Source organism: Desulfovibrio sp. ZJ746 (assembly GCF_011039155.1).
GTDB lineage: Bacteria > Desulfobacterota > Desulfovibrionia > Desulfovibrionales > Desulfovibrionaceae > Desulfovibrio.
In genome coordinates this window covers 18177-35986 of the sequence record NZ_JAAKEK010000006.1, presented here as the reverse complement: position 1 = coordinate 35986, position 17810 = coordinate 18177, and the positions used below count along the sequence as shown (strand labels likewise).

Here is a 17810-nt window from a genome sequence, read left to right as displayed (position 1 = left end):
ACAAGGAGATTTAGGACCTACGCCACCGCAACCACCATTCTCGAATCAATCCTAAACAGGATCGATGGATAAGGAACGCATATCAATCATCCAACGAAGTGTTATTAAATTTCTCCGTGTAATTTTCTAAAGAAAACCTGATTTCTACGGCGTGATATTTTGAGCAAATTCTGATAATCAACAACTTCTAAAAATAGCTTATTTTTTAAAGCAATGCCGTAATATGATAAACCATCAGGGCGTAGATTCAATGTTGTACCTCTTTTAATGTATTCTGAAAATATGGATCATTTGTATTGCATATTACCATACCTTGATAACAAGTATTTGGCATAGTCCCTATTTTTAATCCTTTATCATCACTTATTTCGCCATTTATTAAACGTAATGCATAATCTATTATCTGGCGAACAGGATCATTTATTTGGGATAAATTCGCATCATACTTTTTTAATTCTATAATAAATATATTCTGATATGGATACCCTTCATTGAAAACCTCGAGTATATCATACCTTTTATCGCCTTTTTCATGCTTTCTTTTCAAAATTTTATTCTCGTACTGATCAGAGGTTAGATGTGAGTAATAGGAATATCGGTCTTCAATAATCCATAAATTGTGATTATCATAGTCATTACGCGCATCTTTGCTTTCTACCCGCATTGGAAAAAGCAACTCATGGATAACAGATTCCGCAGGACATTTGCCATCTGAATTTGGCTCAAGAAATTTAGAAAATAAATCGATAATAAATTCTCTATATTGTACGTAAGTTGCCAAATATGCATGATTTAATTTTGAGCCTTCCTCAATTTTTTGGGATTCGCTTTCTAGAAATTCCTTAAAATTCGGTATACCAGTCTTTTCATATTTCTTTGTTATCCGCTGAACATAATTTACTGCTTCCACCTGCTTTTTAGCAAATTCGCCCACATAATAGTCCTGAATTTTTTCCTGTGATGATTGGAATGGGATATTGTTATTGATGTCATCATTTTCTATTACGAAAGCAAGATGTGGTAGTTTTTGTAATAGGCTTTTTGTAAACTCCTTATTGCTGTTTTCTATATTAGGAATTAGTTTAATAACATAATTTCTTGCTTCCCGGTTTATCGCCCTGAAAAGTGATTCATAAGATATTTCATTCGGATATTCGTCTTTATCGGGAATGCCAGTAAAATCAGTTCGCGTGGAATTTACCCTTTGATTAAGGAAATCACTAATCACAATAGCTTTTAAATTAAAACTGTCTCCATCGGGATCAAGAAGTTTTCTGGATGAAAGGAAGTTCAAAGGACGCTTTTTTACTATCCTCAAGGATGCCGCGAGCCAAATTTCATTGTTTTGTGCAAATTTGCGGGAATCTTGCAAATAATAAATATCAAAATGGTATCCACAAAGGTTAAACGAGGATTGCTGACTTTTTGGGAAATTCTGTCTATTAATTTTGGCTTCGTACGCGCCATCTTTTATAATTATTTCAATATTATCTGATGTCAGTATCTCCGGGGAGAATTGATCTTCAATGTTAGACTTCAGATTTTCAAAATCAATGAAGAATTTGTCCTTCATTTCGGGCCTTAACTCAAAAAGACGCACTGTGGTTTTTCTTAAATCGTGACCGCAATCTGACGCAACCGGCAATTCTCCGCTCCCTAGCGCAGAAAGAGTGGCTACAAAATCCCTCCTGAATTTTTTATTGTCATGCTCAAAACAGCTTTCTATCCTGACTTTGTTAAATGCGGAGAAGTAGGTGAGGCGGCCAACTCCTTTTGAATTAAATTTTGTTTTTTTATTTGTTGTAAACAACTTATAAAAGGCATCAGTCTTGCCATCATTAAAACCTATACCATAATCAGAAATATGGATTTCAGCTATTCTTGATACTTCTTTAAGTAGCGCGCTCTCATCCCTTATTATTTCAACTTCAACAACAATCTTATCACAGCTAGCTTCCGCTGAAGAATGAATTGCATTATATATTGCTTCATAAAGTGGCAAAATAGGCTGCTTATAAACTTCAGGACGGGAAATCTGTTCTTCCGCGTATTCGAAATCCACCCTTGAAAATGAATTGTTTTTGGGGGACATATTAGCAATCACCTTTATTTTATATCCCTAGCCAGGGCACCCTGTCACACTCAAAGACTGAAATCCAGCCACGCATACACTCAAAATTCGAGTTTTTATCTTGCTATTCGGAAAAAGGTGCATGAAAAAAGCCAAAAATCTCATTGCTATGTAGTACACCAGTTTAAGGCTCGTAACTGCTGCACAGAGGGATTTTGACCTAGACTTTATAGCATGCTTTTTTTCCGGACGCTAGCCCTGATTCCCAGTCATCTTTTATAGACACTCGAACACCGAAATAAAATCAAGCGTTGCTCTCGAATACTCAGATTAATTGAAATCCCTTCAATCTTAGCCTATTAGATAAGGCTGCGTCGCAGGACAGTAATGATTAAAAATCCAATGATAAAAGTCAAAAAACATGAAAACCAAAAACCAGGTGACCGATACACATAATAATTAGTACTTGGCGAGTTTTTTCTTGCGGTGGGATTCTTGTAGATATCGGTTTGACGTATTTTTTATTAGTTCTCATTTGAATCGCTATAAAATTTGGAAGATAGGGCAACGAATATTTTTGACTGCATGAAGAGACTGAACATTGCCATTTTTAAGTCGTGTCATGAGTATGGCGGCCGAGGTTAGAAAAATGTTGGTGACAGCCCAAAGAAGGCATGACCTACCGTGGGGTCTGCGATGCCATGGCAGGTATTTTTTTCAAAATTCGTCTAGGCGCTTGGCTCAGAAGTTTTCCACCATGTCCGAAAAACCGCATGAACCCATGCTTGACTAGGGGAGCGTTTAACTTGGCACAAGGAGAGAAGGCAGGCGCAGCCCCCGCGCGCCCGCGTGGTGCCTAGGTTTCAGGGCTGGGAAAGCCAAGAATTAAAACGCGCTAAAAATCACTTTTTCCGCTGATTTTTAGCGCGTTTTTGCGTCAGTATTGGCACTAAATTGGATATTCTCTACCGCACCAGATGACCTGGCCGATAACTCTGAACTCGTCCGCTTCCTGGCCGCGCACGTCAATCTCAAGCGGCTCATATGCCGGGTTTACACTCTTCAGAATGATTTTGCCCGGCACCCGGTCTATTCGCTTGCAGTAAATGGCATCGTCAAAGCCCACGGCAAATATGCGGCCAGCTTTGATTTCTGTTTTTGACTGATCCAACAGGACCACGTCATTGTCCATTATTTCCGGCTGCATACTGTCGCCCGAGACACGCATCATCACCATACTTTTAGGGTTCCCTTTTCGCAGCAGAAAATCCGAGCGGAAGGCATAACTACGCTCGACCTCCCCGCTGACCAGTAGGCTGCCGTGGCCGGCCGACAAGCGTGCCTCAACCATAGGAATCCTTATCAGGTCCACATCATCACGCGGCGTACTACTTGACTTTTCTTCAGCTTCTGGGCCGTTTGTAACATCCCTCGCGCCAAAAAAAAGCCAATCCGCAGAAATATTGTATTTTTCAGCGACTATTCGAATCCATGAATCGGGAACCTTTCCCCGTCGGCGCGCGTCATATATAGCTTGGGAAGATACTCCTAGCACCCCGGATAACGCGGCCTCAGAGGGCACCTCCGTCGCCTCAACTAAACGAGCAAGTATTCCTTTTGCTGTTGTATCTTCCATCTTTAAACCTACAACCTTTGCTTTCAAGAATTTTTTTGAAAATTGCTTGAAAATCAAATATATTACAAGATTTTTCGCAAAATAAAACTTACAACAAAGAATCTGCGTTGACTTTTTAAAGATTTTTTTGCAAGTTGTCCTTGCGGGCGGTTATTTTTCCGCCCGAAAAACAAACTAACGGCCCAAAAGAGAAAAATCAACGTCCACGGCAAAACCCTTTTTGGACACGAGCGGAGGACAAAATGGAATATCAAGAATTTCTGGACATCACGGGTGCTACTCAAGAGCAAGTTTCGGAAGAAGTTTTTTCCTCGGAGATTGACCCGGTTATCCAAGACCGCCCCGACCTTTTTTCTGCCCATAGCGCCCTCGCACGCCATTACTTTCACTACGGCCTGAATGGGTTTTCCGATGCCTTCATCGAGGCTTTGGATGCGCTGACCGATGCCATGGTGGCGGCGCGGCAAGTGACCGGGGCAAATCAAAATGCTTTCCAGGAACTGGTCGAATCCTCGCTTGATAGGTCCTGCTGGGCGTCCTAGCCATGACACAGCTTTCCCTGCTCGGAACACCTTACCAGCTTGCAGGCGTGATGGCCGCCATTCGGGCGGCCATGCGCGCCACCGCAGGCGCACCTGAAGGCGAAGGCCGTAAGGCGCTCCCAGACCGCATGAACGCCATCGCGCGTCAGGCCGGCATCAGGCTCACGCAGGGAAACAAAGACAGCGTCAGCAAGGACACGCTGGACAAGTGGCTGGCACCGTCTGATGCAAGCCACCCCCCGTCAATCCTTGCCATATTGGCCTTTTGCGTGGCCACGGCGGATTATGCCCCTTTGCGTACCATGCTCCAGAGTATCGGCCTGGACATCATGACGCCGGACGACCGCAAGATGTGTGAATACGGGCGGGCGCTGATTGAGCAAAAACGGGTGAAAAAGCTGCTCCGCAAGCTGGAGGAAGAACTGTGAGTCTGACATTTGCGCAAAAGATGGCACTCGGGGCGCGACGCGCGAAATATCGCCGCCGCCTTCAAGAGGTGCTGGACAATCAGGGCCTGAATGGCGTCGCGCTGGCCAGCCTCCTCGGTATTTCCAGCGAGGCTGTCTATCGCACTCTCTCGGGGAAAATCCATAGCCCAAAAGTGTTGGACTGGCTGCGGGAGCACGGGGCATCGGAAGATCACCTCTGCGATCCTCGCAAGGCTTGCGAATAGGGACGCCATATGCAGACCGCAGAAGCCTACAGCACCCGTGAACTGGTGGCACTTTTAGGATTCTCGCAGCAGGCGATTGATAAACGCGCCAAGCGTGAAGCCTGGAAGGCAACGCAACGGACAGGACGTGGCGGCGGCAATCTCTGGAACGTGGCCAGCATGCCCCCGGCGACCCGTGACGCCATTGCCACGGCCCTGCTGCGCGAGGCCCGGGCCGCGAGTTGCCCCTCCCCCGACCACTCGGCCCCGGCAACGCGCCCGGCAGATGTGAAGCCGGAACATAGCCCCGAATGGCAGCGCGCCTCCGCGCGAGAGCGCGAAGTGGCCGCCGCCCGGCTGGTCTTTGTGCGCGAGATTGAACGCCTGTCCGCGATAGTCAAAAAGGAAGGGGCAATCCGGCATCTGGTGGAAGCCTCCCGCACGCGGTCCCTCTCGCCCGTTTTGCTGGACCTGATAAACACGGCGACGGCCTGCCGCCGGGGCGGGGTCCTTTCGCGCCGCAGCCTGTACCGCTGGGCCTCCGACTACGCCGTCGGCGGCGAAGCAGCGCTGCTGCCCAGCATGAGCCGGAAACAGCCCCTGCCGGAGTGGATGCAGGAGTTTCTTTGCCACTATCAGAAGCCGCAGCATCCGCCGGTCTCGCAGGCGTATGACGATTTTGCGGAAGCCCTGCGCCGACGCGGCGAGACGCCGCCATCCGTCTATGCCGTGCGTCGCGCTCTTGCCAAGATGAGCACTCCGGCGCGGGAAGCCGGGCGCGCCACAGGCAATGCCCTGCTCAAGCTGCGGCCCCATCGCAGACGCGACACCTCGGAACTCTGGCCCGGCGATGTCTATACGGCCGACGGGACCACCTTTGACGCCGAAGTGCTGCACCCTCTCCACGGCCAGCCTTTCAAGCCTGAAATCACGGCAATCCTCGACGTGGCCACGCGCCGCTGCGTGGGCATCTCCATTGCCCTGGCGGAAAGCAAGCTGACGGTATTGGACGCCCTGCGCATGGGCTGCATCTACGCGGGCATCCCGGCCATGTTCTACAGCGACAACGGCCCGGGCTACGCCAACAACCTGATGCTCGACGACCGCACCGGCATGCTCCAGCGCCTGGGCATCACGCCCTGCCACGCCATACCCGGACGCCCGCAGGGCAAGGGCCTCATGGAGCGGGCGGTCAAGACGCTTTGGGTACGGGCCGCGCAGGGGCTGGAAAGTTATACCGGCGCCCTCATGGACACGGACGCCGCCCACGCCAACTACAAGTGTAGCCGCAAGGCCCTCAAGGCCGGGAAGCGCGCCGTGCTTCCCACCTGGGAGGAGGCGAAAAAGCATATCCTCGCCCGCGTCGAGGAATACAACGCGACCCCGCATCGGGGCCTGCCCCGCTACCGCGACGCCGAAGGGCGCTATGTCCACTACAGCCCCAACGAATACTGGGCGGCCTTCGAGGAGCGCGGCTTTGAGCCGGTGCGCGTGCCCGAGGGCATGGGCGCGGAGCTCTTCATGCCGGGCGAGCGGCGCGTGGCCCGCAACGGCTGGGTGGAGGTATTCGGCGGCCGCTACTATGGCGCGGAGCTGGCCGACTACCACGGCGAGGCCGTGGAAGTGCGCTATGACATCTGGGACAGCTCCCGCGTCTGGTGCTGGACGCTGGACGGCCGCCGTATCTGCGAGGCCCTGCTCGAGGGCAACACGCAGCCCTATTTTGCGCCCAGCCGCGTGGAGGCGGCCCGCGACAAGCGCGCCCGCGCGCAGGTGGCGCGGCTGGACGCGAGGCTCCAGCGCGTAGCCCCGGGCGCGGAGATCCTCCTGCCCGGAGCGGAGCGCCCGGCTCTTGCCGACAGCCTCCAGGCCGAGGCGCAGGCCGCCACTCTTGAGATAGTTCCCGCCGAAGTCGCGGCCGAAGAGCCCGCGCCCACCGCGCGGCCGCTGTTTGGGAGCACCTATGACCGCTATTGCTGGCTCATGGCACATACGGACCAGCAGACACCAGCCGACGCCGCCTGGCTCGTGACCTACCGCCAGGGCGAAGAATATGCCGATATGCGCGAACTCTTGGAAATCAAGGGTATCGCATAACCAGAAGGAGAGCGCCATGCGTCAGGGATTTGTGAAAACCGAGAATTATGCCCGCTTTACCGCCGGAGTGAAGGCGGTGGAAGAGCGCGGCGCGGCCGAGGCGGGCATGATGCTGGTCCACGGCCAGCCGGGCCTCGGCAAGAGCCACATCGTCTATCGCTGGGCAGAGGAGGCCGGGGCCATCTTCCTGCGCGCCAATGTGGACTGGACGCCGAAGTATTTTCTCGTGGAGCTTGCCAAGGCCCTCAACCTCGACACGCGCGGCACGGCGCAGGCGCTGTTCGAGCGCTGCCTGCGTGTGCTCATCGAGCGGCAGTGCCCCATCATCATTGACGAGGCCGAATTTACGCTGGCCGACCGCGCCGCCGTGCTGGAGAAAATCCGCGACTTCTCCGACCGGGCCGAAGTGACGGTGGTCCTCATCGGCATGGAGCAGATCCAGCGCAATATCAGCCGCTACAAGCAAATCAGCAGCCGCATCGCCCAGGTGGTGGAGTTTGGCCCGGCAACGGCCTCCGACGTGGCCCTCGCCTGCGCCAAGCTGTGCGAGTTTGAGTTGAGCCCGGCCCTCACGGCGGAAGTGCTGCGCTTATCCGCCGGGCGGATGCGCGAAGTGCTCAACATCCTTGCCCGCATTGAACGCCTGGCGCGCGCCAATGGCCTCGAGGGCACGCTGGACGTGGCGCAATTCGCCGGGCAGGAGCTCGCCCGGGACTGGCAAAGCCGGACGGCCAAGACCGTGCGCCCGGCAAAGGCGGCGGCGTAGTCATGGCTGTTCTTTCCGAGCGAGTCCTCCGCCATCTGGCGGAACATGGTCCCAGCCTCACCCGTCAGCTTGCCTCCATGCTGGGCGCCACGGCCGTGGGTGTTTTACAAGTCTGCCACTGCTTGCAAAGGCACGGCCTGCTGCATACAGAGGCCGGGATGCACGGCCTGACCGCCGTCGGCATGGAGACAGCCAAAAATGGGGGCTGGGTGCCCTGCCAGCGGGCGGGAAGGGCAGCCACCAGCAACGGGCGCACCCTTCGCCAACGGGCGTGGGCCGTGCTGCGCATGGCCGACCAGACCACCGTGCCGGATCTCCTGCGCGTGATCTGCGAAGGAGGCGAGCGCGGCGCGGAGGAGAACCTGCGCAACTACTGCCGGGCGCTCTATCTGGCGGGCATCCTGGGCAAGACGCGGCGCACGGGCGCCTATTTCCTGCGGCAGGAGGCCAATACCGGCGACAAGGCCCCGGCCTACAACCGCGAAAGCAAGACCGTGACGGACCGCAACACGGGGCGCACCGTCTCCATAGCGGAGGCCGGCCATGCGTAACGAGTGCGCGGCCCTGCTAGAGGCGGCCATCGCGGCGTCCAGCGTCACGGCCGTGGCCCGCCGCCTTGGCGTGGCGCGCAGCTCGCTCTCCCTGCTGCGCAACGGCCACTATCCCGGAAGCACCGCGCGGATGGAGCGGCGCATCGTGGCCGTCCTGGGCGCTGCCTGCCCGGTCTATGGCGGCCACCTCACGGCGCAGACATGCCGGACGCGCCGTGCCGGCCCCATGCCCACCTCAAACCCCTATGCGCTCCGCCGCTGGCGCGAGTGCCAACAGTGCCAACAATACCGCGAAAAGGAGGAACAGCTATGAGCGTCAGCGCCGACATCGCCTCTTGCGCGTCCGCCCTGGGCGCCCTTGCCGGGCAGGTCTCCGAGGACCAGTGGGCCTTGGTGCGTATCATCCGCGCCAATCTCTCCGCCTCGGCGGAGCGCGTGGAAATCATGGAATCGTCCCTGCTGGTGCCCGATGCGCCCCGGCAGGCCGCAGCCGAAACTTGCAGCCACTAGGAGGGCGGCATGAGCCAGATACAGAGCAACCCCTTCGATGATCCGACCAAGTACCGCAAGGACAGCCGGGGCGCCTATGTGCCTGTGGAGGCCATCCGCGAGATCGACCTCGCCCGGGACGACCTTGTGCGCGAGAAGGCCGCCAAGATTGAGGCGATGCAGGGGCAGCTCCGCGCCCTGCGCGACGAGCTCATGGGCGACATCGCCGCTTTTGTGGAGCTTTCGGCCGAGCGCTACGGCGCCAAGCTGGGCGGCGACAAGGGCAATATCACCCTCATGAGCTTTGACGGCGAGTGGAAGCTCAAGCGCCAGACCTCGGAAAACATCGGCTTTGACGAGGGCCTGCGGGCCGCCAAGGCGCTCATTGACGAGTGCCTCGAGGAATGGAGCCGCGACAGCCCCTCGGCCCTGCGCGCCATTGTGGAGCAGGCGTTCAACGTCAACAAGGAAGGCCGTATCAATACCAACGCCATCTTGAGCCTGCGCCGCCACAACATTGAGGACGAGCGCTGGCAGCGCGCCATGCAGGCTATCAGCGACAGCCTCACGGTGCAGGACAGCAAGGCCTACGTGCGCCTCTACAAGCGCGCGTCGGACGGGCGCTATGTGGCCGTGCCGCTGGATATGTCGGCGCTGTGAGGCGCACAAGCGAAACCGCCCTGCGGGGCGGTCGTCCGGCGGCGGCGCGCCGGGCCTGATGAGCAGCCCGTGAGAGAACTGACATGGCAGAGACAAAACAACGCTTTATCAAGACGACATCGCAATCCGGCGTCCGCTTCATCAAGGATACAAAGGCCGATGAGGTGGTCTGCATCGTGAACAAGGGCAAGCGGCCGCCGGAACATACCGAGGCCATGATACAGGTCATGCTGGACGCCCTCAACCGCGCGGCCAGCCCGAAGCCCGCAACCGCATCGAGGTGAGTCATGGACAGGCAGACCGCCTACCGCGCTCCAGCCGTTGCGACGCAGGAAGCTACGGATGGAGACAGCAACAAGTTCCCGCGAAAGCCATCCAACGCTGCCACTGTCGCTATCCGTAAGCCTGCTGACGCAGGCAACGGCTACCGAAAGGGACTGATTGCCAGCGTCAAGATTGCCCAGAAGGACCTGGGCATGGAAGATGAGATTTACAGGTCGCTCCTGCGTGCCGTGACCGGCAAGGACAGCGCCGCCAAGTGCAGCGTGCGCGAACTCAAGGCCATGCTGGCCGAGCTCCGCCTCAAGGGCTGGCGCCCCCGGCCGAGGATCGCCGCCGAGCTCCTGCCCCTCCACCGCAAGATCAAGGCCCTCCTGGCGAGCCTCGGCCGTCCGCGCACCTATGCGGAGACCATCATCCGGCGCCAGACCAACAATGGCGCCACGCTTGGCACCGCCGACCGCGCGCAGCTCATGGCCTGCGTGGCCGCACTCACCTGTCAGCAGCGCCGCGAGGCGCAGGAGGCGTAACCATGCCCGCAGCCGCAGAATATTTTGACGCCATGCGCGCCGGGGAAATGTGCGCAAGCTCCCTCGCCACGCTGGACTTCGGCCTCCTGCCGCCCTCGGCGCAGGAACTGGCCCGCACCATTGGCCTCACGGCCACCGTGGCGCTGGTGGAGAACTTCGGCGGGCTGACCCTGCGCATCCCGCGCGGCGCCACCGAGCGGGGGCGCGCCCTCATTGACGACATGGCGCGCCACATCGGGCAGGCGGCGGCCGACGCCCTGGTGCAACGCTACGCGGGCACGGCGCTCACGGTCCCAAGCTGCAAGCTGGCGCTCCTCAAGGCGCGGGACGCGGCCCTCTTTGAGGACCGCCGCGTGCTCACCGCCGAGGGCCTTTCGGAGCGCGCCCTCGTGCAGTGCCTCGCCCTGCGCTACCACCTCACCGAGCGCTATGTCTGGCGCCTGCTCAAGAAGCCCATCCCGGCCACGGCCCCGGCGCAGGAGCAGGCGAGCCTCCTCTAGCGCTGTCCCGCGCCAGCCTTTTTTGCGTCCGTTCCGCCACTACAGTGGCGGTGCGGGCGCTTTCTTTTGGCTCGCGGGAGGAACCATGCAGGGCAAGATATACCTGGCGGAGATCGAGGAATTTCTGCGCGGCCCCTATTGCGAGGGGCCGCAGCAGCTGCGGGGATACATCCCCTGCAAGCTCACCACGGGCGGCACGGCCAACTATCGGGGCGGGCCCGACCCGGAGCGCTACATCCCCTTCGGACAGAGCGGCGTCACCATCGCCACCGGCGTTGACTTGGGCCAGCAGGACGCGTCCACGCTCCTGCGCCTGGGGCTGCTCGAGGGGAGCGTCAACCCGCTGCGCCCCTACCTCGGCAAGCGCAAGGCGGCTGCCGTCGAGGTTCTGCACCGGCTGCCGCTCACCATCAGCCAGGAACTTGCGGACGCCCTTGACCGCTGCATCATGGGCTACCACGCGGAGCTTATTTCCCGGCGCTATGACCGCGACGCCGGCGCGGGCGCATATGTCAGTCTGCCGAAGGAGGCGCAGGTGGTCATCTTCTCCGCCTGCTACCAGTATGGCGTGGGCTTTGCGGACAAGTTCCCCGAAGTCTGGCGGGCGCTGGTCCGCAGGCAGTGGTCCGCCGCCGGCGCCCTGCTCTGCGAGCGCAAGCGCTGGGGCGATTATGCCAACCGGCGCGCCCGCGAGGGCAAGCTGCTCCTCTCGCTGGATGGCCGGGCATGAAAGCCCTGTACTGGGGCCTCGCCGCGCTGGCCTGCGCCTCGCTGGCCGTCAACGCCGCCCTGTGGCAGGACCGCCGGGCCAAGACCGAAGAGATAGCGAAACTTCAGGCCGAAGTGGTGGCCGTGACAATCGCCCGCAGCGCGGACGAATGTGCCCGCACCCTGCGCGACGGCCTCCAGGGAGCCATTGACCATGACCTTGACGAAAAGATGCGCTCGCTCGAGCAACTGGCCGAGGAAAGCGCGGAGCTTGACGATGCTGGTTTTCTGCGCCGCCTGCGCGGCATGCTCGCCGGCTCCGCGCCCGGTGCTCCTGATGCCGCCGGAGAGCCTGCTGGAACAGTGTCCGGCGCCGCCAACGCCGCAGGGCCTCATGAGCGCCAATGACCTGCGCGCCTACGCGCTGGCGGCCACGCGGCATATGGTGGCGCTCAATGCGGCCCTTGACGGCTGCAACGCCGACAAGACGGCCCTGCGAGCGTGGTATGCCCAGATGGCTGGACAAGCGACGGAGGCTCCCCATGACTGACCCGCGCTGGGGCGACGCTTTTGCCAGCGCCTTCGCCCAGCTCACGGCCCTCTGGCCGGACAAGGTGGCCGTCGGCGCGGCCATTTCCGGCATTTGCGCCCTCATGGAGACGGACGTGGCCCTCGCCTACATCTGTTTCGGCATGTTGACGGGCGACATGACCGCGCGCGTGGCCGTGTGCTGCAAGCGCAACCGTCCCCTCTGTCGTGGCCTCAAGCGGGCCTTGCCCCGCTATGTCTGTTACCTGATTTTCATCGTCATGGCCTGGGCGGCGCAGGTGGCCTTCCAGCGCGGCCTCCATGTGGGCCTGCCCATTGTGGACATCATGCTCGCCTACCTGATCCTCACGGATACGGCCAGCATCATTGGGCACCTCCACTATCTGGGCGTGCCCGTGCCCCCCGTCCTCAAGTGGCTGGTGTTCGGCGGCCGTGAGCGTCTCAAGAACAAGGTGCGCGAGGAAACCGGGCAGGAGCGCCACTAATGGCCCATACCGTGCAATTCAGGGCGGCCGCGCGCGCCGCCTACATCTTCGACAACCTGCCCCTGACGCAGATTTCCGCCTCGCACGGCATCCCGGTGGCAACGCTCCGCAGTTGGAAGCGCAAGGCCGCCGAGCAGGGCGACGACTGGGACAAGCTGCGCGCCGCCAACGTGCTGGCGGGCGAGGGCATGGAGGCCGTGGCCCGCCAGACCTTGAGCGAGTATGTGCTCCAGCACAAGGCGCTCATGGCTGAAATAATCACCGCGCAGGACATGACGGCGAGCCAGAAGACCACGGCCCTCGCCTCCCTGGCGGATTCCTTCAACAAGATGGTGGCGGCCTCCAAGCGCGTCCTGCCGGAGAGCAACGAACTGGCGACGGCCCTGCGCGTCATCCAGCTTTTGACGGAATTTGTGCGCCAGCGCTTCCCGCAGCACGCCCCGGCCCTCCTCGAAGTGCTCGAGCCTTTCGCGGATGAGGTGGCCGAGCGTCTGGGAGGCGCCCGTGCCTAGCTCCCGCCGCCTTTCGGCGGAGAATTTCCGCGCGGAGCTTGCCGCCCTCACGCTTTCCTTGCGGCGCAGCATCGAGGCCGACTGCGCGGCCTTCCCGATGGACGCTACCGCAAGCTGCGCCCGCGCCGCCCGCGTCCAGGAGGACTTCCCTTTTTTCCGGCGTACCTATTTCCCGCACTACACCTCCCGCAAGGACGGCACGCCCACGGGCGACAGCCTGCTCCACCAGTGGCTGGACGTGGCGCTCCCCGCCGCCGTCAATGCGCCCGGCGGCGTCAAGCTGGCCTGCGCGGCGCCGCGCGGCGAGGCAAAGACCACCTTTGTGGACGTGTTCTTTTTGCTCTGGTGCGTGGTCACGGGCCGCAAGCGCTACATCCTCATCATCGCCGACGCCCTGGAACAGGCGGCCTCCTTCCTTGAGGCCGTCAAGGTGGAGCTGGAAAGCAACCCGCGCCTCATGGCCGACTTTCCGGCCCATTGCGGCCCTGGCCGCGTCTGGAACGTGGGCACCATCATCACGGCGCAAAACGTCAAGGTGCAGGCTTTCGGCGCGGGAAAACGGATGCGCGGCCTCAGGCACGGCCCCAACCGGCCGGACCTCGCCCTCCTGGACGACCTTGAGAACGACGAGAACGTCCGCTCCCCGGAGCAGCGCGACAAGCTGGAAAGCTGGCTCTTGCGCACGGTGCTCTCCCTCGGGCCTGCCGACGACAGCATGGACGTGGTCTATATCGGCACCATCCTCCACTATGACAGCGTGCTCGCCCGCACCCTGAAAAAGCCGCAATGGCAGGGCCGGACCTTCCGCGCCGTGGAGAAGATGCCCGAGCGCATGGATCTCTGGGACATCTGGGAGCGCATCTACAAGACGCCCCCTGACGGCCCGGCCAAGGCGCGCGAATTTTATGACGAGGTAGGCCGCAAGGCGGCCGCCCGTGGCCGCGCCGGCGCGCACCCCATGGAAAAGGGCGCGAAGGTGAGCTGGCCCAGCTTCCGGCCGCTCTACACCCTCATGTGCAAGCGCGCGGAGGACCGCGCCGCCTTTGACAGCGAGCAGCAAAACGACCCGCTGGTGGGCGACGCCGCGCCCTTTGCCAATGTGCTCGCCTGTTGGCACGAGTTGCCGGCCGGGCTCCTGCTCTTCGGCGCCTGCGACCCGTCCCTCGGCAAGGCCGGGGCCGGGCGCGACCCTTCGGCCCTTCTGGTGGGCGGCTTCCACCGCGAGACCATGCGGCTCTTCGTGCTCGAGGCGCTCATCCGCAAGCGCCACCCCGACCGCATCATCCAGGACATGATCGCCTTGCAGCGCCGTCACGCCTGCCTTTCCTGGGCAGTGGAGACGGTGCAGTTTCAGGAGTTCTTTGCGGATGTGCTTATCCGCGAGGCCGCGCGCCAGGGCGTGCCCATGCCCGTCTGGCCGCTGAAAAACCATGCGGACAAGGCCCTGCGCATCGAGAGCCTGCACCACTATTTCGCGCAGGGCCGCATCCTGCTCTCCCCGGAGCACCAGACCCTGCGCGACCAGCTCCGGCACTTCCCCCTGGCCGACCATGACGACGGCCCGGACGCGCTTGAAATGCTCTGGCGCGTGGCCACGCAGGGCTATGTGAGCCTCAAGGACGCCTTTGTGCGCGTGCCCCGGCCCTGCGGCATCTTCGGCGCGCCCGCCGGAGCTGACGGCACTTCCGACGACGATACCCCCGAAGATGAAGAAGAGGCCCCGCACAGGGGCCAAGGATGGTTCTGATGCGCCCCTTCCGCCGTTCCCTCCCGCGCCGCCCCGGCGCGGCGCTCCAGCCCGGCCGCCGGCAAACCGAGGACTCGGGCATGGCCGCAAGCCTGCTCTACCTCGAGCAGCTCCCCGACCTGACCCACGGCCTCACGCCCAACCGCCTGCGCCGCATCCTGCGCGACGCCGACGCCGGCATCATCAGCGAGCAACACGCCCTCTTTGCCAACATGGAGGAGCGCTGCGATCACCTTGCGGCCGAAATGGGCAAGCGCAAGCGCTCCCTGCTCACGCTGGAATGGGACATCCTCCCCGCCGTCAAGGACGACGCCAAGGCCCGCGAGGCCGCCCGGCAGGTGCGGGCGATGGTGGACGCCCTCCCTTCCGTGGACGACATCATCCTCGACATGGCCGACGCCATTGGCCACGGCTTTTCGGCGCTTGAAATCGAGTGGCAGTATGCGGACGGCTGGCATATCCCGAAGGCCGTGACCTTCCGGCCGCAAAGCTGGTTCGTCTGCCCCTGGCGGGACCGCAACGTGCTCCACCTGCGCGACGGCAGCGCCGAGGGCGCCGAGCTCTGGCCCTGCGGCTGGATAGTGCATACGCACAAGTCGCGCTCGGGCTGGCTCCCCCGCGCGGGTCTCTTCCGCGTGCTGGCGTGGACCTACCTCATCCGGGCCTATGCGGCCTCGAGCGAGGTGCAATACGTCCAGATTCACGGGCTGCCCCTGCGCCTCGGCAAGTACCCGCCCGGAAGCACCAAGGAGGACAAGACGGCCCTGCTCAACGCCCTGCGCTGCCTGGGGCAGGACGCGGCGGGCATCATCCCCGTGGGCATGGAGGTCCTCTTCGAGTCCCCCACGGCCAATACCCGCGACATCCCGGGCGAACTGGTCACGCGCTGCGAGCAGGGCATGAGCAAGGCCATCCTCGGCGGCACGCTGACAAGCCAGGCCGACGGCAAAACCAGCACCAACGCCCTCGGCGAGATCCACGAGCAGGTGCGCCGCGACATCTTGAGCGCGGACGCCCGCCAGATAGCCGCCACCCTGACGGAGCAGCTCCTGCGGCCGCTCGCCATGCTCAACCTCGGCATTACCGACAGGCGCGCGTTGCCCTGGTGGCAATTCGACACGCAGGACGCGGCCGACCTCGCCCTCTACGCCGATGCGCTGCCCAAGCTCGCGCCCTACATGCGCATCAGCCGCCGCTATGTCCACGAGCGCCTCAAGCTCCCGGAAGCGGTGGGCGAGGAGGATGTGTTCCAGGCCGCGACCACGCCCCCGGAGCCGGACGGGGAGGGGGAGCCGCAGGAGGAGAATGAGGGCACAAGTGCCAACGCCGCCGCCAAGGCGCAGGATGCCGGGGGCGCCGCGCAGCCCTCGGCCGCCGGAGCGGCAAAGGCTCTTGACACCATAAATGCGGATGCGGCCCTCACCGCCGCCGGGGAGTCCCTCTTGCGGCCGCTGCTGGACGACCTTGCCAAGGGCGTGACCCCGGAGGAATTGCAGGCGCGCCTTGCGGAACTCTACCCCCGCATGGATACGGACGAGCTTGCCGACATCCTGGCGCGCGCCATGTTCGTGGCGGAAATATGGGGCAGGGTGAGCGCGAATGCCTGAACAAGTGCCGGACCTAAGTCTCGCCATCCACATGGCGCCCAGGGACGCCATCGCCTACTTCGAGTCCAAGGGCTACGCCATTTCCTTCAACTGGACGCAAGTCTGGCAGGAACAGCACGCCCGCGCCTTTACCGTGGCGGGCGTGGCCCGCGCCGACATCCTGCGCGACATCCGCAACGCCCTTCAGGCGGCGCTTGAGACGGGCCAGTCGGAAAAATGGTTCGCCGACCGCATCACGCCTATCCTGCGCCGCAAGGGCTGGTGGGGAAAGAAGGAAGAGACGGACCCCGAGACGGGCGAGGTGCGCGAGGTCATGCAGGGCTGCCCGGAGCGTGTGCAACTCATTTTTGACCAGAACATCGGCGGCGCCTTTTCCGCCGGCCGCTACAAGCAGGCAAAGGAAAACGCGGCCTTCCGCCCCTTCTGGCAATATGTCTGCCGGATGCTGCCCACGAGCCGCGCGGCGCACAAGGCGCTGAACAGCCTCGTCTTCCGCCACGATGATCCTTTCTGGGATACGCATTACCCGCCCAACGGCTACCGCTGCCAGTGCTTCGTCCGCTTCCTTTCGCGGGCGCGCCTGCTCCGCGAGGGGCTGGAGGTGCGGGAGAGCGCGGGCCATATGGTGAGCCGCGAGGTCAAGGTCTATGACCGCCACGCCGGGCGCAGGCGCACCCGCAAGGTCTGGGGCTACCAACTGCCGGACGGCCGCACCGCCTGGACTGACCTGGGCTTTTCCAGCAACAACGCCGCCCTCTGGGCCGGGGGCATGGACGGGGCAATGGCCGCCAGGCTGGGGGAGCTGCGCGCGGCCGCCCCGGCGCTCTTCATGGCCGTGAAGTCGGCGCTGGACACAAGCCCGGTCATGCGAAAAGCCTATGAGGACGCCGTGGCCCGGGTGCTGGATACGAAGCGCACCCAGGGCGTCAATATCTACGCGGGCACGCTCACGCCCGAAGCCGCCCGCGCCCTGCGCGCGGTGGGCGTGGACGCGCCGGACGTGCTGGTATTCCCGGACGAGCGCGTGGCCCACGCCAACAGCGAAAAGCACCACGAGGCGGGCATGGCCCTAAGCCGGGAGCAGTTTTTGAAGCTGCCCGCCATGCTCCGGCACATGGAATGGCTGTTTTGGGATAAAGGCAAACAAACGCCGGTCTATATCATCCCGGACACTGACCCCGAGTGGGTACTGGTCGTGCCGGTGGAGCTGCCGGGCAACAGGGAGCGCAAGGCCCCCGGCCTCGGCGTCATTGTCAATGCCTATCGGATGCCGAAAAAGAAAGTGGAAGGCCGGCAGCTTGTGCCAATGATTAAAAAGGAGTGAGCCGCACGGGTTGGATTCGAACCAACTTCCTGATCCCCTTTCGGGCATCCCACGCCGACCATCAAGGGCGTGGATCATATGCGGCTCACCGCTGAAGAGAATGGG

General features: G+C 60.8%; 22 protein-coding genes and 1 other RNA gene. 21 read left to right on the top strand and 2 right to left on the bottom strand.

Annotation, left to right across the window (positions count from 1 at the left end; translation table 11 throughout):
* Positions 1 to 247: 247 nt before the first annotated feature.
* Together G7Y54_RS09795 and G7Y54_RS09790 are read right to left on the bottom strand one after the other, a co-directional pair.
* On the bottom strand, positions 248 to 2092 hold the full coding sequence (locus tag G7Y54_RS09795; RefSeq protein ID WP_165079134.1) for an ATP-binding protein: 1845 nt from the start codon (positions 2090 to 2092) through the stop codon (positions 248 to 250).
* 928 nt (positions 2093 to 3020) lie between these two features.
* On the bottom strand, positions 3021 to 3707 hold the full coding sequence (locus tag G7Y54_RS09790; protein WP_165079252.1) for a S24 family peptidase: 687 nt from the start codon (positions 3705 to 3707) through the stop codon (positions 3021 to 3023).
* A gap of 242 nt (positions 3708 to 3949) precedes the next feature.
* Here G7Y54_RS09790 and G7Y54_RS09785 point away from each other — a divergent pair, with 242 nt between their 5' ends.
* The 21 genes from G7Y54_RS09785 to G7Y54_RS09685 all read left to right on the top strand — a co-directional run bounded on the left by G7Y54_RS09785 (position 3950) and on the right by G7Y54_RS09685 (position 17705).
* Positions 3950 to 4249 carry a hypothetical protein gene (locus G7Y54_RS09785; RefSeq protein ID WP_165079133.1) on the top strand — a complete coding sequence of 100 codons (300 nt, stop codon included), beginning with the start codon at positions 3950 to 3952 and terminating at the stop codon, positions 4247 to 4249.
* A gap of 2 nt (positions 4250 to 4251) precedes the next feature.
* Positions 4252 to 4677, top strand: a complete 426-nt coding sequence (locus G7Y54_RS09780) for a hypothetical protein (protein ID WP_165079132.1) — start codon at positions 4252 to 4254, stop codon at positions 4675 to 4677.
* Positions 4674 to 4922: a hypothetical protein gene (locus G7Y54_RS09775; protein WP_206214945.1), complete on the top strand. Its 249-nt coding sequence runs from the start codon at positions 4674 to 4676 to the stop codon at positions 4920 to 4922. The genes G7Y54_RS09780 and G7Y54_RS09775 overlap by 4 nt, the downstream gene beginning before the upstream one ends.
* A 9-nt stretch (positions 4923 to 4931) precedes the next feature.
* Entirely contained in the window at positions 4932 to 6998 is a 2067-nt protein-coding gene (locus G7Y54_RS09770; protein WP_165079131.1) for a Mu transposase C-terminal domain-containing protein, read from the top strand.
* Positions 6999 to 7014: 16 nt separating this feature from the next.
* Positions 7015 to 7764 carry an ATP-binding protein gene (locus tag G7Y54_RS09765; protein WP_165079130.1) on the top strand — a complete coding sequence of 250 codons (750 nt, stop codon included), beginning with the start codon at positions 7015 to 7017 and terminating at the stop codon, positions 7762 to 7764.
* Positions 7765 to 7766: 2 nt separating this feature from the next.
* Complete coding sequence (locus G7Y54_RS09760; protein WP_165079129.1) at positions 7767 to 8315, top strand: hypothetical protein; 549 nt, start codon at positions 7767 to 7769, stop codon at positions 8313 to 8315.
* A complete protein-coding gene (locus tag G7Y54_RS09755; protein ID WP_165079128.1) occupies positions 8308 to 8628 on the top strand; it encodes a hypothetical protein in 321 nt (106 codons plus the stop codon). Before G7Y54_RS09760 ends, G7Y54_RS09755 begins: the two co-directional genes overlap by 8 nt.
* Positions 8625 to 8825, top strand: a complete 201-nt coding sequence (locus G7Y54_RS09750; RefSeq protein ID WP_165079127.1) for a hypothetical protein — start codon at positions 8625 to 8627, stop codon at positions 8823 to 8825. The genes G7Y54_RS09755 and G7Y54_RS09750 overlap by 4 nt, the downstream gene beginning before the upstream one ends.
* A gap of 9 nt (positions 8826 to 8834) precedes the next feature.
* Positions 8835 to 9464, top strand: a complete 630-nt coding sequence (locus G7Y54_RS09745; protein ID WP_165079126.1) for a DUF3164 family protein — start codon at positions 8835 to 8837, stop codon at positions 9462 to 9464.
* 7 nt (positions 9465 to 9471) lie between these two features.
* An RNA gene (locus G7Y54_RS09740) (hammerhead ribozyme type II) lies at positions 9472 to 9536 on the top strand.
* Positions 9537 to 9547: 11 nt separating this feature from the next.
* Entirely contained in the window at positions 9548 to 9748 is a 201-nt protein-coding gene (locus G7Y54_RS09735; protein ID WP_165079125.1) for a hypothetical protein, read from the top strand.
* Between the two features lie 192 nt (positions 9749 to 9940).
* The gene (locus G7Y54_RS12675; protein WP_241159452.1) at positions 9941 to 10273 is read left to right on the top strand and encodes a phage protein GemA/Gp16 family protein; all 333 of its coding nucleotides are present in this window, start codon (positions 9941 to 9943) and stop codon (positions 10271 to 10273) included.
* Positions 10274 to 10275: 2 nt separating this feature from the next.
* Positions 10276 to 10773 (top strand): Mor transcription activator family protein, encoded by a 498-nt coding sequence (locus tag G7Y54_RS09725; protein WP_165079123.1) that lies wholly within the window; start codon positions 10276 to 10278, stop codon positions 10771 to 10773.
* Positions 10774 to 10858: 85 nt separating this feature from the next.
* The gene (locus G7Y54_RS09720) at positions 10859 to 11503 is read left to right on the top strand and encodes a pesticin C-terminus-like muramidase (RefSeq protein WP_165079122.1); all 645 of its coding nucleotides are present in this window, start codon (positions 10859 to 10861) and stop codon (positions 11501 to 11503) included.
* Positions 11500 to 11889: a hypothetical protein gene (locus G7Y54_RS09715; RefSeq protein ID WP_165079121.1), complete on the top strand. Its 390-nt coding sequence runs from the start codon at positions 11500 to 11502 to the stop codon at positions 11887 to 11889. The genes G7Y54_RS09720 and G7Y54_RS09715 overlap by 4 nt, the downstream gene beginning before the upstream one ends.
* A complete protein-coding gene (locus G7Y54_RS09710) occupies positions 11876 to 12031 on the top strand; it encodes a hypothetical protein (protein ID WP_165079120.1) in 156 nt (51 codons plus the stop codon). Before G7Y54_RS09715 ends, G7Y54_RS09710 begins: the two co-directional genes overlap by 14 nt.
* The gene (locus G7Y54_RS09705) at positions 12024 to 12515 is read left to right on the top strand and encodes a phage holin family protein (protein WP_165079119.1); all 492 of its coding nucleotides are present in this window, start codon (positions 12024 to 12026) and stop codon (positions 12513 to 12515) included. Before G7Y54_RS09710 ends, G7Y54_RS09705 begins: the two co-directional genes overlap by 8 nt.
* Entirely contained in the window at positions 12515 to 13027 is a 513-nt protein-coding gene (locus G7Y54_RS09700) for a DUF1804 family protein (protein WP_165079118.1), read from the top strand. The genes G7Y54_RS09705 and G7Y54_RS09700 overlap by 1 nt, the downstream gene beginning before the upstream one ends.
* Positions 13020 to 14774, top strand: a complete 1755-nt coding sequence (gene terL / locus G7Y54_RS09695) for a phage terminase large subunit (protein ID WP_241159451.1) — start codon at positions 13020 to 13022, stop codon at positions 14772 to 14774. The genes G7Y54_RS09700 and terL overlap by 8 nt, the downstream gene beginning before the upstream one ends.
* The gene (locus tag G7Y54_RS09690; protein ID WP_241159450.1) at positions 14774 to 16381 is read left to right on the top strand and encodes a DUF935 domain-containing protein; all 1608 of its coding nucleotides are present in this window, start codon (positions 14774 to 14776) and stop codon (positions 16379 to 16381) included. The genes terL and G7Y54_RS09690 overlap by 1 nt, the downstream gene beginning before the upstream one ends.
* The gene (locus G7Y54_RS09685; RefSeq protein WP_165079115.1) at positions 16374 to 17705 is read left to right on the top strand and encodes a phage minor head protein; all 1332 of its coding nucleotides are present in this window, start codon (positions 16374 to 16376) and stop codon (positions 17703 to 17705) included. The genes G7Y54_RS09690 and G7Y54_RS09685 overlap by 8 nt, the downstream gene beginning before the upstream one ends.
* Positions 17706 to 17810 lie beyond the last annotated feature (105 nt).